At 48.5% G+C, this 16,389-nt stretch carries 23 protein-coding genes; 2 read left to right on the top strand and 21 right to left on the bottom strand.

Translation table 11 applies throughout. The annotated features are described in order from the left end of the window. Positions 1-297: 297 nt before the first annotated feature. Both AC6ESO_RS29350 and AC6ESO_RS29345 read right to left on the bottom strand, forming a co-directional pair. Positions 298-519 (bottom strand): hypothetical protein, encoded by a 222-nt coding sequence (locus AC6ESO_RS29350; RefSeq protein ID WP_204822572.1) that lies wholly within the window; start codon positions 517-519, stop codon positions 298-300. Between the two features lie 225 nt (positions 520-744). Then, positions 745-1,356 carry a stage II sporulation protein M gene (locus tag AC6ESO_RS29345; protein WP_497094442.1) on the bottom strand — a complete coding sequence of 204 codons (612 nt, stop codon included), beginning with the start codon at positions 1,354-1,356 and terminating at the stop codon, positions 745-747. 108 nt (positions 1,357-1,464) lie between these two features. Here AC6ESO_RS29345 and pdaB point away from each other — a divergent pair, with 108 nt between their 5' ends. After that, a complete protein-coding gene (gene pdaB, locus AC6ESO_RS29340) occupies positions 1,465-2,268 on the top strand; it encodes a polysaccharide deacetylase family sporulation protein PdaB (RefSeq protein ID WP_091225579.1) in 804 nt (267 codons plus the stop codon). Positions 2,269-2,278: 10 nt separating this feature from the next. Here pdaB and AC6ESO_RS29335 read toward each other — a convergent pair whose 3' ends face one another. After that, entirely contained in the window at positions 2,279-2,914 is a 636-nt protein-coding gene (locus AC6ESO_RS29335; RefSeq protein ID WP_494822190.1) for a KinB-signaling pathway activation protein, read from the bottom strand. A gap of 207 nt (positions 2,915-3,121) precedes the next feature. Here AC6ESO_RS29335 and gerD point away from each other — a divergent pair, with 207 nt between their 5' ends. Further along, the gene (gene gerD, locus AC6ESO_RS29330; protein ID WP_497094441.1) at positions 3,122-3,835 is read left to right on the top strand and encodes a spore germination lipoprotein GerD; all 714 of its coding nucleotides are present in this window, start codon (positions 3,122-3,124) and stop codon (positions 3,833-3,835) included. Positions 3,836-3,981: 146 nt separating this feature from the next. Here the strand turns inward: gerD and salA are convergent, their stop codons facing one another. The 18 genes from salA to rplO form a co-directional block, all read right to left on the bottom strand. Then, positions 3,982-5,118 carry an iron-sulfur carrier protein/transcriptional regulator SalA gene (salA, locus tag AC6ESO_RS29325; RefSeq protein ID WP_497094440.1) on the bottom strand — a complete coding sequence of 379 codons (1,137 nt, stop codon included), beginning with the start codon at positions 5,116-5,118 and terminating at the stop codon, positions 3,982-3,984. Between the two features lie 101 nt (positions 5,119-5,219). Next, the gene (gene cwlD / locus AC6ESO_RS29320) at positions 5,220-6,005 is read right to left on the bottom strand and encodes an N-acetylmuramoyl-L-alanine amidase CwlD (RefSeq protein ID WP_497094439.1); all 786 of its coding nucleotides are present in this window, start codon (positions 6,003-6,005) and stop codon (positions 5,220-5,222) included. A 182-nt stretch (positions 6,006-6,187) separates the two neighbouring features. Then, a complete protein-coding gene (sat, locus tag AC6ESO_RS29315) occupies positions 6,188-7,354 on the bottom strand; it encodes a sulfate adenylyltransferase (RefSeq protein ID WP_497094438.1) in 1,167 nt (388 codons plus the stop codon). Positions 7,355-7,371: 17 nt separating this feature from the next. Then, positions 7,372-8,064 (bottom strand): phosphoadenylyl-sulfate reductase, encoded by a 693-nt coding sequence (locus AC6ESO_RS29310; RefSeq protein WP_497094437.1) that lies wholly within the window; start codon positions 8,062-8,064, stop codon positions 7,372-7,374. A 150-nt stretch (positions 8,065-8,214) separates the two neighbouring features. Then, complete coding sequence (gene rpsI / locus AC6ESO_RS29305) at positions 8,215-8,607, bottom strand: 30S ribosomal protein S9 (RefSeq protein ID WP_258385872.1); 393 nt, start codon at positions 8,605-8,607, stop codon at positions 8,215-8,217. A gap of 19 nt (positions 8,608-8,626) precedes the next feature. Beyond that, positions 8,627-9,064 carry a 50S ribosomal protein L13 gene (gene rplM / locus AC6ESO_RS29300; protein WP_090986290.1) on the bottom strand — a complete coding sequence of 146 codons (438 nt, stop codon included), beginning with the start codon at positions 9,062-9,064 and terminating at the stop codon, positions 8,627-8,629. 270 nt (positions 9,065-9,334) lie between these two features. Then, complete coding sequence (truA, locus tag AC6ESO_RS29295) at positions 9,335-10,075, bottom strand: tRNA pseudouridine(38-40) synthase TruA (RefSeq protein ID WP_494822184.1); 741 nt, start codon at positions 10,073-10,075, stop codon at positions 9,335-9,337. 119 nt (positions 10,076-10,194) lie between these two features. Then, the gene (gene rplQ, locus AC6ESO_RS29290) at positions 10,195-10,563 is read right to left on the bottom strand and encodes a 50S ribosomal protein L17 (RefSeq protein WP_090583277.1); all 369 of its coding nucleotides are present in this window, start codon (positions 10,561-10,563) and stop codon (positions 10,195-10,197) included. A 51-nt stretch (positions 10,564-10,614) separates the two neighbouring features. Then, positions 10,615-11,559, bottom strand: coding sequence for a DNA-directed RNA polymerase subunit alpha (locus tag AC6ESO_RS29285; RefSeq protein WP_090986294.1), 945 nt, complete (start codon positions 11,557-11,559; stop codon positions 10,615-10,617). Positions 11,560-11,684: 125 nt separating this feature from the next. Continuing rightward, positions 11,685-12,080, bottom strand: coding sequence for a 30S ribosomal protein S11 (rpsK, locus tag AC6ESO_RS29280; RefSeq protein ID WP_090986296.1), 396 nt, complete (start codon positions 12,078-12,080; stop codon positions 11,685-11,687). Positions 12,081-12,098: 18 nt separating this feature from the next. Further along, a complete protein-coding gene (gene rpsM / locus AC6ESO_RS29275; RefSeq protein ID WP_091225571.1) occupies positions 12,099-12,467 on the bottom strand; it encodes a 30S ribosomal protein S13 in 369 nt (122 codons plus the stop codon). A gap of 16 nt (positions 12,468-12,483) precedes the next feature. After that, entirely contained in the window at positions 12,484-12,597 is a 114-nt protein-coding gene (gene rpmJ / locus AC6ESO_RS29270; RefSeq protein ID WP_003333770.1) for a 50S ribosomal protein L36, read from the bottom strand. A gap of 43 nt (positions 12,598-12,640) precedes the next feature. Further along, entirely contained in the window at positions 12,641-12,856 is a 216-nt protein-coding gene (gene infA, locus AC6ESO_RS29265) for a translation initiation factor IF-1 (protein ID WP_015847200.1), read from the bottom strand. 2 nt (positions 12,857-12,858) lie between these two features. Continuing rightward, entirely contained in the window at positions 12,859-13,131 is a 273-nt protein-coding gene (locus tag AC6ESO_RS29260) for a KOW domain-containing RNA-binding protein (protein ID WP_090986392.1), read from the bottom strand. Positions 13,132-13,145: 14 nt separating this feature from the next. Further along, a complete protein-coding gene (gene map / locus AC6ESO_RS29255; protein WP_497094436.1) occupies positions 13,146-13,907 on the bottom strand; it encodes a type I methionyl aminopeptidase in 762 nt (253 codons plus the stop codon). After that, complete coding sequence (locus tag AC6ESO_RS29250) at positions 13,904-14,557, bottom strand: adenylate kinase (protein ID WP_090986302.1); 654 nt, start codon at positions 14,555-14,557, stop codon at positions 13,904-13,906. Before AC6ESO_RS29250 ends, map begins: the two co-directional genes overlap by 4 nt. 87 nt (positions 14,558-14,644) lie before the next feature. Beyond that, on the bottom strand, positions 14,645-15,943 hold the full coding sequence (gene secY / locus AC6ESO_RS29245; RefSeq protein ID WP_494822182.1) for a preprotein translocase subunit SecY: 1,299 nt from the start codon (positions 15,941-15,943) through the stop codon (positions 14,645-14,647). Next, positions 15,944-16,384: a 50S ribosomal protein L15 gene (gene rplO / locus AC6ESO_RS29240; RefSeq protein WP_090986306.1), complete on the bottom strand. Its 441-nt coding sequence runs from the start codon at positions 16,382-16,384 to the stop codon at positions 15,944-15,946. Positions 16,385-16,389 lie beyond the last annotated feature (5 nt).

Here is a 16,389-nt window from a genome sequence, read left to right as displayed (position 1 = left end):
TTCGTCCTGAGCCAGGATCAAACTCTCCATAAAAGTGGTAAGCCCGAAGGCTTGGCCATTTTTAAGAATTCGCTTGTTAGCTCATTCAAAAAACTAGCTTTGCGAAACGTTAGTTTCGCGATTTATGACCATTTGACTGGTCGCTCATTGTTCAGTTTTCAAAGAACAAATTCCGTTGTTCATTCGCCCATGTCTCAGCGGCGACTTGATTAATATATCACACGCTTTATAAACAATGCAAGAGTTTTTTTAAATTATTTATCCACATGTTTATAACCCCTTGAAAAACCCATGATATCAGCGGTATGTACGCATATTCAATGCATAGCGGGACAGCTCTTTCGGTGAGGCAATACGAGCATACATGCGGAAAATAATCTTGTAACGTTTGGCAATTGCGGTTTTGATATCGCCATCTAGCCGGGAATCGTTCAAATCGAGCAGCATTTCGTCGAGTTCTTTGCGTAGTACGTAGTCGAGTTCTTTACATTCTTTGTCGTTGAACAGAATTCCGAGCATAACCGTTGGTGGCCCCTTTCAATTAATCAGCCAGAAATCATATATCGGCCAACAAGAAGAAACTGCTATCACCGCCCGAAAGCGGTGCAATTTGCTTCACTTTCTCCAAATTCCGGCAATGCAAGACGGATCTTTCACTCCCTTAAACTTAGAAAAAACGGCGCTTATCGCATGTCACGATAAACGCCGCTTTATTGTTATGCTCAAATAATTGGAAATTTATTACTAACTAAGCAACCAAACTGTTACGGTACTCTCAATTACAGCCGCAACAACCAACATAAACACAATTAAAACCATAACCGGCAGCGTCCGCAAAACGAATAGCTCAAGCTCTTGCCCCCAGCCTTTTCGCTTCGTAAAGACGGTACCAAGCCCCTGAAGCATCATTCTGCCGAAACGCAATCCATATGCACATGCAATAATGATTGCCGCGAGCTCGATTATGCCATGCGGCAGCAGCCCCTTAAAGATAACCGTGAATACAGCCTCATTGCCCTGTTCCGCTGTCTTATGAACTAAGTATCCAAGCATCATACCGTTAATGGCTAAGAACGCGATCGGAACGATCCCGAACAATGAGCCTACATACATAACCAAAATGGCTTTAATGGCATTATTGAAGAAAATAAACAACATTAAGAAAAAGGTCGGGTGGGAGCTCGAATCGATATTTTCCGCGACACCTTTAATTCCATTAAGCTGACTGTTGATAAAAGCGTCTAATCCCGGATTAGTTGCACCTACAACGATACCGGCTAACAGAAAAATCGTGCTGAAGGCGATATAGTGCCGCATCGTCTGCAAATGGCGAAAGATTTCTTTTGGCGAAAACATATGTGGGTGTCACCTCTTTGGGCTCTTTTTGGGATAACAAGAATAAGTTGTTGGTACGAGCATAGATTGTACTAGAACAAGCCCTTATTGGAGAGGAGTGCAATTGTAATGAATATGTTTTATGTGATGAACGGACGGAAACTGAAGCGTTACTTTCTAGTCACCGTAGGTATTTTGTTTGCTGCGGGCGTTATTTACGCGGAGAAGGATAATATTACCGTGTTTGCACCTAATCAGCCTGCGGCCATCTACAGCGTTCCAACGGATAAGAAGGTCATCGCCTTAACGTTTGACATCAGCTGGGGGGAGAAACGGACCGAGCCGATTCTTGAGGTACTAAAGGAGAAAGGTGTGAAGAACGTTACCTTCTTCCTCTCTTCGCCTTGGAGTCAGACCCATCCCGACATCGTGAAGAAGATCGTTGACGGCGGTTATGAAATCGGCAGCCATGGTCATAAGCATGACAACTACAGCACATTCAGTGATGAAGAAATTCGCAGCCAGATCGAAACTGCCCAGACGATTTTGACACAAGTTACCGGTAAAACACCAAGCTTGATCCGCATGCCTAATGGTGATTTCGACAAACGCGTTCTTCGTATTGCTGAGCAAATGAACTACAAAGTAATTCAGTGGGATACCGATTCGCTCGATTGGATGAATATCGGCACGGACAAAATCATCAATCGCGTCGTCAGTAAAGCACATCCCGGCGATATTATTTTGATGCATGCCAGCGATTCCGTGAAGCAAACCCATGAAGCACTTCCGGCCATTATCGATCAGCTGCGCTCCAAGGGCTATGAATTTGTGACCGTGTCGGAATTAATCGCGCAAACTGAGCTTCAAGGCAAAACGGTACAGGATAAAACCGCGATGTTCGAGCAGCTTGACGCTTCGGCCGAACAATAATAGCTGCAGCTTATACAGCCGGTTTCGCATCTGATGCGGATCCGGTTGTTTTTTCTTTGCGCACAAGCTTGTGCAGCCACAAAATTTGGTAGGCATTACACGCGAACATTGGGATGATCATAAATATCATTGCCGTTACATTGCTTTCCTCGCCTCTGATGCTTGGCCATGCTTCAAGCAGTGTAACTACAACTTGTAAGAACAACGTCGGAATGAACGCATTATTGTTCGTCAATTTGGCTTTGTAGTAAGCAACTGCCCAAGATGCGAGTCCGAGACCAAGCGGCAGCACCCAGAAAATCCAATTGTTATCCAGCTTCACGCGATCTTGGTAAAGCAAATATCCAATGCCGCCAAGCGCAAACAACGTCGTGTATGCTTGTAGGGCATTCCACATGTAGTTTCTGCGAATGACGCTAAGTGCAATGTAATTCAAGGTCATGTACGCGAAGAAGCCCATTTGGCTGAATGCCCCGAAAAGCAGACCGACCAGTGCCATCATGGCGGCATTAAAGCCTGCAGCCGACAATCCCATAAAGCCAAACGAAGTATCTGTCCATTGCATGATACTTCCGACAACAATTGTCACAACGCCGCCAACTGCCATCGTGCTCCAAAATAAGAAAAACAATTTGCGCAAGTTCACTATTTTCCACTCCTACAGGTTTGTTGAGCTTGAAGAATCCAATATGTTTCAAGCGATTATCGCCAGCTTTTCCGAATATGCCGAAACTACCCTTCATTTTACCATGTCCGATACAAAAAGCTATGCTGCTTCCATGATAATACGATGAACATTGTCGCATACTACACACAGCAACAGTTGCTTTTTCAGAAGGGAGACACTGACAGCATGGTTAAACGAATTACATGGCTTGGTGCCCTCATTGTCCTGACATTCAGCCTGTCAAGCTGTGGTACGCAACAATCCAGCGCATCAAGCGAGCCGATCAGCTATAAAGACATGAAGTCTATGGTAATTGACATACTCAAAACCGAAGACGCGCAAAAAGCGCTGCAGGAATCGGCCGCAGCCACAAGCGGTAACAACGGCTCAAGCATCCGAACGCTCTCCGTGCAGGATCAAGAGCAGATGCGTTTAGCAGTCAAGGAAACTTTGGTGGCACCGGAGTATAGCAAGGTTATTGAGAAGTTGATGACCGATCCTCGTTTTGCCGGTGAATTCGCGAAAGCCGTGAATAAGCAAAACAAACAAATCCACAAGGATTTGCTGAAGGATCCTACGTACCAGAAGGATCTCATTCAAGTGATGAAGAGTCCGGAAATGGACAAAATGATTCTTGAAGTGCTGCAAAGCACCCAGTACCGTAAACAAACCATGTCCCTAATGCAGGAATCCATGCAAAATCCGCTTTTCCGTCTTGAAATTTTGGACCTGCTCAAGAAGGCTGTTCAAGAAGAGCTTAAGCCTAAGCCGGACGAGAAGGTTACGAAGGACAAAGGTAGTGGCGGCGGAGATAGTGGTGGTGAAGGCGGTGACAGCGGAGGAGATGGCGGTGACAGCGGTGGCGAAGGCGACAGCGGCATGAGTGATCAAGGCGGTTGATGAAAAAAGCCGGTATTCTCACACGATTGTGTGTGGAATACCGGCTTTTTAAATATAGGTAGTGTGGAACAGTGAAAAAAAGGATTAAAGGGCTGCGTAATGAGTGAATATAGCGAACTCGGTAAAGAGTGGATCAGTGAAAATGATTAAGCCTCGCACTTTGCAATTACGCGGTCGGCGATATCCAGGTAGATGCGGCCGTTATCCGTATCGGCTTTGTATACCGAAGGTGAGAAATCCGGCTCGGACGGATGGTTGTCCGGCGCGCCAAGCGGAATCTGGGCCATCAGCTCGGCGTTTAGCGATTCAGCCAGCCTTGCGCCTCCTCCGCGTCCGAATACATATTCGTGCTCACCGCTCTTGCTTACAAAGTAGGACATGTTCTCGATGATACCGATGATTTCATGTTCGGTCTTAATCGCCATCGCACCTGCGCGTGCAGCAACGAACGCGGCTGTCGCATGCGGGGTCGTAACGATGATTTCTTTGCTTTGCGGAATCAGCTGATGCACATCAAGCGCAACATCGCCTGTTCCCGGCGGCAGATCGAGCAGCAAGTAATCCAGCTCGCCCCACTCGATCTCCGCGAAGAAATTGCGGAGCATCTTGCCCAGCATCGGTCCGCGCCATACGATCGGTGCATTGTCTTCCACGAAGAAACCCATCGACATCACGCGCACGCCGAATTTCTCGATCGGGATGACGCGCTCGTTCACGATCTGCGGGCGTTCCTCGATGCCCATCATATCGGGCACGCTAAAGCCGTAAATGTCCGCGTCGATGATCCCGACGCGTTTGCCCTTGCGTGCCAAGGCGACCGCAAGATTGACGGTCACCGTGGATTTGCCGACGCCGCCCTTGCCGCTGGCGACGGCGATGAAATGCACCCCGCTGCTGCTATTCAGCAGCGGATGTGCCTCTAGCCCGGCCCCGTGCCCACGTACGGGGCCATTGGCTGCGGCCTGCGGCTGCGGCGCTGCTTTGCCGCCGCTGCCTGGGCCGCCAGGGCTGCCCGCGGCATGCGCTGCCGCGGGCTGCTGCGCCGCAGGCGCGCCTTCGCCGGCACGAAACCGGAAGTGCGCGGTTTCGGCCCCGGCGGCGGCAAGCGCTGCTCGCAGCGCAGCCTCGAGCGCGCGCTCAGCGCTCGCGCTTGCACCTAGGACCGTCATGGAAACGTGACGGTCCTCCTTAACCATCACATCGCGGAAGGTAATTGCACCTTCCGCCATATATGGGGCCGCTGCAGACTCAGCGGCCGCTAAAGCTTCTATGCGGGTCAACATGTTTAACCGTCTCCTCTTGTCCTTGAATAAAGGCTTATAACAACATGTGTGTATGTACTTGCTCCATTATAACAAGACCAAGACCCTGTTCCAAGCCGAGGTTATTTAGGAGCATCAGGCTCCGCCCCGGAAGCCGATCCCCATTTCTCTCCGGCGGTAAAGCGAAGAACCCCCTGATAGATCGCGGCCGCAACCTTTTTCTGGTATTCGGCATCTGCAAGTCTTGCTGCCTCACCGGGATTGGACAAGAAGCCAACCTCCACTAAGGCACTCGGTACTTCATCCATCGCTTTAAGGAGATAAACCGTATTGACAGTTGCAGCCACCCGCTCGGTATTCGCCAGATTCCGTTTAATTTCATCTTGAATTAAAGAAGCAAGGACCGCATTCTCCGGCAAATTGGGATAAAAGAAGGTCTGAGCCCCTGACCAACGAGGGGACGGGATGCTGTTCATGTGAATGCTGAGCAACATGCTGGCGTTTTTATCTTTTACAAACTTAGCTCGATTAACTAAGTCCTGTGTCTTGCGCTTGCTTATCTTCGATGTGCCTTCCTCAGCCAGATCGTAGTCGCCTTCTCGTGTCATTACCACGATGGCACCAGCTTGCTGCAAATAATCTCTCAGCTGCAAAGCGATGGCTAAATTCAAATCCTTCTCCACCATCCCCTGCTTGCTGACCGCACCGCCATCCACTCCGCCGTGCCCGGCATCAATAGCGATGATCTTGCCGGATAACGGCAGCGTCCAATACGTCCAGGTGCGAGACGCGGGCACTTCCTGCGTGAGCAGGATCACAGTCAGTATAACCGCCACCACGCCAAGGGAGATGCGTACAGCACCGCGATACGTGATCCAGATGACGAAACGTTTCCGAACTCCGCGCATACAAAAAGCCACCCCTATCTCCATCCGATGATCGTTCACAGGAGTTTGTCCTGTGCTCTTTATCATCCTATGGGACGAGGTGGTTGGTTATGCGAACAACCATGAACAAATGCAGATTCGCCAGTATGAAAAAACGCCTTTGCCGCCTTCGGTAGACGGGCAAAAGCGTTTTACGTGGTCAATTAATTCACAGGCTGCTCAGACATGCCTTCTATCAAAATCTTAGCCACTTCCGGACGGGAGAACTCCGGCGGCGGGCAAACGCCGTCACGCAGCAATGCACGAACTTTCGTACCCGACAACGTCAGATGACTCTCTTTGTCATGCGGGCAAGTTTTGCTCGATGCCATATTGCCGCATTTCGTGCAGAAGAAGCTGTGCTCGAAATAAAGTGGAATAATGCCAAGTTCATCAGCAGTAAAGGAACGAAGCAGATCCTGCGCTTCATACGTGCCGTAGTAGTCGCCTACACCAGCGTGGTCACGCCCAACGATGAAGTGCGTACAGCCGTAGTTTTTGCGAACCATCGCATGGAAGATCGCTTCGCGGGGACCAGCATAACGCATAGCCGCAGGGAATACGCCAAGGAACGTGCGATCTGCCGGGTAGTAATTCTCCAACAGCGCGATGTAGCTCTTCATGCGCACGTTTGCAGGCACATCATCCGATTTGGTTTCGCCTACAAGGGGGTTCAAGAATAGCGCATCTACGATTTCCATCGCACACTTCTGAATATACTCATGTGCACGGTGTACCGGGTTACGCGTTTGGAAGCCGACAACTGTACGCCAGCCTTTCTCTGCGAAGATCCGTCTAGTCTCAGCCGGATCAAAATAAAATTCATTGAACTTCTCAGGAATCGGACGGTTAAGAACCGTAATCGGTCCACCAACATACGTATTTGGACGGCTGTAGGTTTTCGCTACACCCGGATGCTCGATGTCATCGGTCTTATATACATGAAAAGCTTCATGCTTCAGATCAACGCTGTAAATGCTTTCGATATCGATCACGCCATAAACGATACCATCTTCGCCTACAAGTGCTGCACGCTGCCCAGTGGACAGTTCAGAAGCTTTCGCCTCTTCTACTGCCAGTGTAATTGGGATACTCCATACTGTGCCATCTGCAAGGCGCATACGTTCAACTACGGAGCGATAGTCTTCTTCATTCAAGAATCCGTTAAGCGGCGAGAATGCGCCGACTCCAATCAGATCTAAATCCGAGATAGCCCAAGTGTTTACAATAATGACCGGTAATGCTGCCGCTTCTGCCAGCAGCGCATCGCGCTCAGCTCCGTTTGCGACTCGGTTGATGAGTACGCCGCCATGTGGCTTAATGCTGCTCATGCTCTAAAAGCCCCCTCTTATTTATGCAATCCGCATTCTGTTTTTTCTTGACCCGCCCAGCGGCCTGCACGTGGATCTTCACCAGGCATTACCTGACGTGTGCAGTGCTCGCACCCGATACTCGGATAGTGGTTGTCATGAAGCGGATTGTAGTACACATTGTTCGCACGGATATAATCCCAAACATCTTCAGAAGTCCAATTGGCAATTGGATTGAATTTCACGAGTCCAAACTTCGTATCATATTCAATCTTTTTCGCATTCGCACGTGTAGGTGCTTGGTCACGGCGAATACCTGTAATCCATGCTTCATATTTGGAAAGAATTTGGGTCAACGGCTGAACCTTACGGATATCGCAGCATTGGTTCGCATTGCTTTTCCAAAGCTCTTCGCCATATTGCGCTGCTTGCTCTTCGGGCGTAATCAACGGCTTCACTTCAACAAAATTAAGGTTGTAGATAGCTGCCATTTTGTCGCGGGTTTCGTAAGTTTCTTTAAAATGGAAATCCGTATCTAAGTAGAAAATATCTGTTTTCGGGCTGATTTTTTGCAGCATATCGACAAGTACGACATCTTCCGCACCAAAACTGCAGGCAAAGGTAATGTTCGGGAAAGTTTCAACCGCGAATTTAATAATCTCCTGCGGCGTTGCCGTTTCCAATTCTTCCGCTTTTTGCTTGATTAGTGCTTCCTTTTCAAACAAGTTCATGTTGATGACCTCCATATTCAAATTCCTAGTAAACTAATCTACATTAAATTATACGTCGATTACTCCATTTGTTCAATATTTTTAAATATTCGATGACATGAAAAAAAAGCCTCCTCTGCAAGCAGAGAAGGCTTTTCCTGAAATTCGATATTAACGTTTCGAGAATTGTGGCGCGCGACGTGCCGCTTTAAGACCGTATTTTTTACGCTCTTTCATACGTGGGTCACGAGTCAAGAATCCTGCACGTTTCAAAGCTGGACGGAATTCCGGATCTGCTTTAAGCAGAGCGCGGGAGATACCGTGACGGATAGCGCCGGCTTGACCGGAGATACCGCCGCCGTGTGCGATAACCAAGATATCGTATTTGCTTCCAGTCTCAGTAAGAGCAAGCGGTTGTTTAACGATCAGCTTCAGTGTTTCCAGACCGAAGTAATCATTCAAGTCACGTTTGTTAATAATGATTCGTCCTTCACCCGGCACGAGACGTACACGTGCTACAGAGTGTTTACGACGACCGGTTCCATAGTATTGAACTTGTGCCATGAAACTGTCCTCCCTCTATTTACCCGCGAAGTTCGTAAACTTCTGGATTTTGTGCTTGATGTGGATGTTCTGGTCCGGCATAAACTTTGAGCTTCATCTTCATTTTATCGCCAAGACGATTTTTTGGAAGCATGCCGTAGATAGCTTGCTCCAATACTAGCTCTGGTTTGTTCTTAATCATGTCCTGAGCAGGAGTTACTTTAAGTCCGCCTTGGTACATGGAGTGACGGTAGTACATTTTGTTTTGAAGTTTTTTACCAGTAAGGTGAATTTTCTCCGCGTTGATGACAACTACAAAGTCACCAGTATCAACGTGTGGAGTAAATGTTGGTTTGTGCTTGCCGCGGATCAGGCTAGCAGCTTCGCTCGCTAAGCGACCAAGCGTTTTGCCTTCTGCGTCAATGACAAACCATTTGCGATCAACTTCACTGGACTTTGCCATATAGGTAATGCGCATGGATGTTCCTCCTTGTTCATTCAAACATTGGTTCTAATTTATAATGTTACGGTACCGTTAGAGATGAATGGTGGATCGACCAAGGGTCTTCTCAAAGCCATCATCTGTAACCGGCTCGATTCCATTCAAAAATGCTACTGTTGGTTGGCGATCTCAGTCGGGGCTGTGGGAGAGCCACTAAGAAAGCACAAGTTATATTCTACAACATAGGATTAACAAGTGCAAGCTATTTGTTTAGGCTTTATGCTCTTTGAGCACTGGTAATACTCGTCAATCGTCGTAGGAAACTTCCCAAAGCATCAAACCGTGAGCCATCGCTGTAGGTCCGGCCGCAGTACGGTCCTTAGCCTCCAGAATTCGCTCAAAATCAGATACGGTCAGCTTCCCTTCCCCTACCCATAGTAAGGTGCCCACAATGATTCTCACCATGTTATAGAGAAAGCCATCACCAGTCACAAATAGATCCAATTTCCCTTCACTTTGTTCGATTCTCGCCTCAAGGATCGTTCGAACATGTGAACGCTTCGTAGAACGCTGCGAAGCGAAGGAAGTGAAATCATGCTTGCCTACCACTTTAGACAGAGCTTCCCTCATCTCGGACAAGCGAAGAGGCATGGGATAATGGAACCGGTAATCCCGTTCGAATACATCTGCAAACTTATTGGTGTCGATGGAATAGCGATACGTTTTGCGTTTCGCACTATAGCTTGAATGAAATTCAAGCGGCACTTCATCGGCCTTTAAGATGGCGATGTCATCCGGTAACCGAGAGTTCAAGGCGAGCGCCCAGCGTCCGATCGGAATTGGCGAGGAGGTGACGAAATTAAACACCTGCCCCCTCGCGTGGACACCTGCATCCGTTCTTCCGGATGCCACGATATGCACTTTCTCACCGGTCAACACATGAATCGCTTGCACAAGCACATCCTGCACCGTATTTCCGATGGGCTGCGTTTGAAAGCCATGGTAATGCGTTCCTACATAGCTGACAACCATCCGTATGTTCTTCATCCCATATGGTCCCCCTTAAGCACGGTATCAAGGGCAACAAAAAAAGGTGGCCGCAAGGTCCACCCTTTCCGAAAGAAACTTTCGCGGGCGCCAGTTATGTCGCCAGCCGTTTCTTCTTGCTACGCGCGATCCACCAGTTCCAAGTAAACCATAGGTGCCGCGTCACCGCGACGTGGTCCTAGTTTCAAAATACGCGTATATCCGCCCGGACGTTCCGAGTAACGGGTAGCCAGTTCGGAGAACAATTTTTGAATTGCATCTTGCTCACCAGCTACCAAAGACTCACGGCGAACGAAAGCTGCAACTTGACGACGAGCGTGCAAATCACCACGTTTTGCAAGTGTGATTAGCTTCTCAGCGATTGGACGAAGCTCTTTTGCTTTCGCCTCAGTCGTTTGAATGCGCTCATACAAGAACAAGTCAGTAACGAGATCACGGAACAATGCTTTCCGGGAGCTAGCGTCACGGCTCAATTTAGAATATGCCATCGAATTTCCCCTCCTTAAAACAGTCTAACGATCTTTAGTCTACGCTGCTTTTTATTCTTCCATGCGGAGGCCAAGACCCAGTTCTTCGAGCTTTTCTTGAACTTCTTCCAAAGACTTGCGTCCGAGGTTACGGACCTTCATCATGTCTTCTTCCGTTTTCGTGATCAGCTCTTGGACGGTGTTGATACCTGCACGTTTCAGACAGTTATAAGAACGTACCGAGAGATCGAGTTCTTCGATCGTCATCTCAAGTACTTTCTCTTTCTTGTCTTCTTCTTTTTCAACCATGATCTCAGCATCTTTCGCTTCGTCAGTCAGACCAACGAACAGATCCAGATGCTCAGTCAGAATTTTGGCGCCGAGGCTTACAGCCTCTTCCGGACGAATGCTTCCGTCGGTCCAAACTTCAAGTGTGAGCTTATCGTAGTTAGTCACTTGACCAACACGAGTATTCTCAACCGAGTAGTTTACACGAGTAATCGGTGTGTAGATCGAATCAACAGGAATGACGCCGATTGGTTGGTCTTCCCGTTTATTCCGATCTGCTTGCACATAACCGCGTCCGCGATTAGCAAATACCCGCATGTGGAGCCGTGCACCGGAGGCCAACGTCGCGATATGAAGATCAGGGCTTAAAATCTCGACATCGCTGTCTGCGCGAATATCGCCAGCCGTAACGTTGCCATCGCCTTCCGCGTCAATCTCCAATACCTTCTCTTCGTCGGAATGGATTTTCAGCGAGAGGCCTTTGAGATTCAGGATGATTTCGGTAACGTCCTCCATCACACCTGGAACCGTAGAGAACTCGTGAAGTACACCATCGATTTGAACAGAGGTTACCGCTGCACCAGGCAGCGACGACAACAGGATCCGGCGAAGGGAATTCCCGAGCGTTGCTCCGTATCCACGTTCAAGCGGTTCAACTACGAACCGTCCGTACGTGCCATCCTCGTTTAGTTCTACGGTTTCGATTTTCGGCTTTTCGATCTCAATCACAATAGTACCCTCCCTCAAAACGTCGCTCCGTTACCATTATCGCATAAGTAGTCAAATCATGTAGTATGGCAAACCTTCACAACCATTATTCACAAGTTGTAGTCATTTGATACCACAAAAATTGACTATACGCGACGACGTTTTGGCGGGCGGCATCCGTTGTGCGGAACTGGAGTAACGTCTTTAATAAGGTTAACTTCCAGACCTGCTGCTTGAAGCGAACGGATTGCTGCTTCACGGCCTGCGCCAGGACCTTTAACCATTACTTCGACAGTTTTCATGCCGTGTTCCATTGCCGCTTTTGCTGCAGATTCAGCAGCCATTTGAGCTGCGAACGGCGTGCTCTTACGGGAACCTTTAAAGCCGAGGTTACCCGAGCTTGCCCAAGAAATCGCGTTTCCGTGCGGATCAGTAATCGTAACGATCGTATTATTGAATGTCGAGCGGATATGCGCTACGCCAGTATCAATATTTTTACGGTCACGACGTTTCGTACGAACCACTTTTTTTGGTTTAGCCATTTCGGTTATCCCTCCTTCTTATTTCTTCTTGTTCGCTACAGTCCGGCGAGGACCTTTACGCGTACGAGCATTTGTTTTCGTCCGTTGACCACGAACCGGAAGACCACGACGGTGACGAACACCGCGATAGCAGCCGATCTCGATTAGACGTTTGATGTTAAGCGAAATTTCACGGCGAAGGTCGCCTTCTACTTTAACCGTTTTGTCGATTGTTTCGCGAAGTTGGCTGACTTCATCTTCAGTCAGATCACGAACGCGAGTATTTTCGCTAATACCGGTTGTGCTAAGAATTTTATTAGCAGTCGTTCTGCCAATACCGAAGATGTATGTCAGAGCGATGACAACGCGTTTATCACGCGGTAAGTCTACACCAGCAATACGTGCCATGTATCGTTATCCCTCCTTATCCTTGTTTTTGTTTGTGTTTCGGATTTTCACAAATCACCATAACATTGCCTTTGCGGCGAATGACTTTACATTTCTCGCAAATCGGCTTGACCGATGGTCTAACCTTCATTGTGATTACCTCCCGAATTCTTTCGTCGGCAGGCCTTTAAGGCCTACTTCCGATAGGTAATGCGTCCTCTAGATAAATCATAAGGCGACAATTGAATGACTACTTTATCTCCTGTCAGAATGCGGATAAAATGCATTCTGAGTTTGCCCGATACATGGGCCAGAATTTGGTGTCCATTCTCAAGTTCAACCTTGAACATGGCGTTAGGTAGTGGTTCGATGACCGTACCTTCGACTTCAATGACGTCTTCTTTGGCCATAGTCATTCTCCTTTCCCTTGCACAGCCTTCTGAATAGCATAACGCAGTTTTGCGTTAGTAACACGGCCGGTTTCCCGCATGCTGTCAGCCACTTCATGACTGACGACCGGTTGCATCAGAAGATGCAGTACGTTCTTCTTCTTCGATTGATCGAAGCGCCGCTTGTCTCCGTCAGCTACAAGGACGAAACGTTCATCCAGAACCTGAATGATGACGGCGTATGAGCCTCCGTCTTTTCCTTTAAGGACCTTAACTATACGACCGATCTCCGGCATATGTTCCAATGCACTCAACCTGCCTGCTCCCTGGATAGGGTTAAGATTTCGCAGCCATCCTCTGTGACGGCAACCGTGTGCTCGAAGTGAGCGCACCAGCTGTTATCCTGTGTAACGACTGTCCAATTATCCTCCAGTGTACGCACATATCGCTCACCGATGTTGACCATCGGTTCTATCGCCAGCACCATTCCTGGTTTTAGACGAGGTCCGCGATCGGGTAATCCGAAATTCGGGATTTGCGGTTCTTCGTGCAGATCTGCACCAATGCCATGCCCCACAAAGTCTCGAACAACAGAAAAACCAGCAGCTTCAATCACTTGTTGAATCGCATGCGAGATGGTTAACAAACGAACATCCGGTTTTACGAGCGCGAGTCCTGCAAAGAGCGATTGTTCTGTAATGTCGAGCAGTCGCTGGGACTCTTCACTAATATTGCCTACACCGTAGGTCCAAGCGGAATCGCCATGGTAGCCTTGATACTGTGCACCAATATCTATGCTGATGACGTCGCCATCATTCAGCTTACGTGAACCTGGAATACCGTGTACCAGCTCATTGTTTACAGAAGCGCAGATACTGGCAGGAAATTGATTGTACCCTTTAAAAGAAGGTATTGCGTCCTGACTGCGAATGTACGATTCAGCAATATCGTCCAATTCTTTGGTCGTAATGCCGGGACGAATAGCTTGTTTGAGCAAGCGATGCGTCTCCGATACAATTCGGCCAGCTATTCTCATTACTTGCAATTCCGATTCGGATTTGCAAATGATCATTCTGCTGTTCCCCGCAGGCAGCTAACGATGTCAGCTGTTACTTCGTCGATTTCTTTCTCGCCGTCTACTTCGCACAAAACGGCTTTACTTGTGTAGTACTCAAGTAATGGAGCTGTTTTGGAGATATATTCGTCGAGACGCGTGCCTACTTTTGCTTCCGTATCGTCTGACCGCTGATACAGCTCGCCGCCGCATTTATCACAAACGCCTTCTTGCTTCGGCGGGTTGAACATAACATGGTAAGTGGAGCCGCATGCTTTACAAATGCGACGACCGGTCAGACGCGCAAGCAGTAGACCGCGGTCAACCTTCAAGTTAACAACATGATCGATACTGCGTCCCATTTCAGCCAACATCCCGTCCAGCGCCTCAGCTTGTTGCAGCGTGCGAGGAAATCCATCCAGCAGGAAGCCGCCATTACAGTCCTCGAGTTGGAGACGTTCACGAACGATACCGTTCGTAATTTCATCCGGGACAAGAAGTCCTTGATCCACGAATTCTTTAGCCTTCAAACCAAGAGGTGTGCCTTGCTTCATTGCTAAACGGAAAGCATCGCCAGTGGAAATGTGCGGGACACTGAAAGTGTCCACGATACGTTCCGCCTGTGTGCCTTTGCCGGCGCCCGGAGGGCCCATGAATAAGATGTTCATTAGCGTGTTCCTCGCTTTAAACATAATAGGCTCGGCCGGGTCCCGCCACACAATTAGATGCGCGGAAGCCCGCTTGCGAACCTATTGTTATTTATTGATAAACCCTTTGTAGTGGCGCTTGATCAATTGCGTCTCGATTTGCTTCATCGTATCCAGTGCAACACCGATTACGATTAGCAGCGAGGTTCCGCCGAGCTTCACATCACGAGGCAAATCAGCGAGCGTGCCGAAGAGTACCGGCAAGATCGAGATGAGCGATAGGAAGATCGCTCCGCTGAGTGTGATCCGCGACATGACGCGCGTAATGTAGGAAGATGTCGGTTTACCAGGACGAATGCCCGGGATATAACCGCCATTTTTCTTCATTTGATCGGCCATCTGCACCGGATTGATTTGCACAAACGTGTAGAAGAACGTGAAAGCGATAATCAGTATTACGTACAACACCATGCCAAGCGGCTTGTCGTAGTACATATGAGTTTGAACCCAAGTTGCCCATGCATGCGTCGACCAGAAGTTCGCGATCGTAACCGGGAACATCAGAAGCGATACTGCAAAGATAACCGGGATAACACCTGCACCGTTAACTTTCAGCGGAATGTGGGTAGATTGCCCACCGTACATTTTCCGTCCAACAACGCGCTTAGCGTATTGAACCGGAATTTTGCGAATCCCTTGTTGTACAAAGATAACGCCGACGATAATTGCGATGATCGCAATTACAATCACCACTACCTTAATAATGCTAAGGAAGATGTTGCTTGCATCAACAAACTCCTGCGTGTAGATGGATCGAGCATGTGCAGGTATTCTTGCTACGATACCGGCAAAGATGAGGACCGAGATCCCGTTGCCGATGCCTCTCTCCGTAATCTGCTCACCGAGCCACATGAGGAAGGCTGTTCCTGCCGTTAGAATTATCGCAATCATAATATAATCCGTAACCGTTGCACCAGGAATCATATCGTACTGATATTGCCGGTTAAAACCAATTGCAGTACCAAAACCTTGGACTAGACCGAGGATAATCGTACCGTAACGAGTAATTTGAGCAAGTTTACGTTTCCCATTCTCGCCTTCCTTCGCCCATTCGGCGAATTTAGGGATAACGTCCATCGACAGAAGCTGTACGATGATCGATGAGGTAATGTAAGGCATGATCCCAATCGCGAAGATCGAGAACTGGAACAGTGCCCCACCGGAAAACGTATTAAGCAAACCAAACAATTCAGAACCGGCCTGATCAGTTTGTGTAAATACATCTTTGTTGACACCAGGAACCGGGATAAAAGAACCGATCCGGTAAACCAACAGGATGAACAGCGTGAACAGGATCCGCTTGCGAAGGTCTTCCACTTTCCAAATGTTGGACACGGTCTTGAACAATTAGATCACCTCGGTTTTACCGCCGGCAGCCTGGATTTTCTCTACCGCAGATTGAGAGAACTTGCTTGCTTTTACCGTAAGTTGAACTGTGATTTCGCCATTGCCCAAGATCTTGATTCCGCTCTGTGGGTTTTTAACGATACCTTGCTCAAGCAGAAGCTCAGGTGTTACCTCTGTGCCAGCTGCAAAGCTGTTCAACTCATCGATGTTCACAATCGCATACTCTTTACGGAACGGGTTGTTGAAGCCGCGTTTAGGCAAGCGACGGTACAATGGGTTTTGTCCGCCCTCGAACCCTGGGCGAACGCCACCACCGGAACGAGCATTTTGACCTTTATGACCACGACCGGCTGTCTTACCGTTGCCGCTACCGATACCACGGCCTTTACGGAAGCCTTCTTTACGAGAACCCGGTGCTGGTGAAAGTTCATGCAATTTCATCGTAC

This window comes from Paenibacillus rhizoryzae, assembly GCF_059686995.1.
This window is presented reverse-complemented; position numbering and strand designations above follow the sequence as displayed.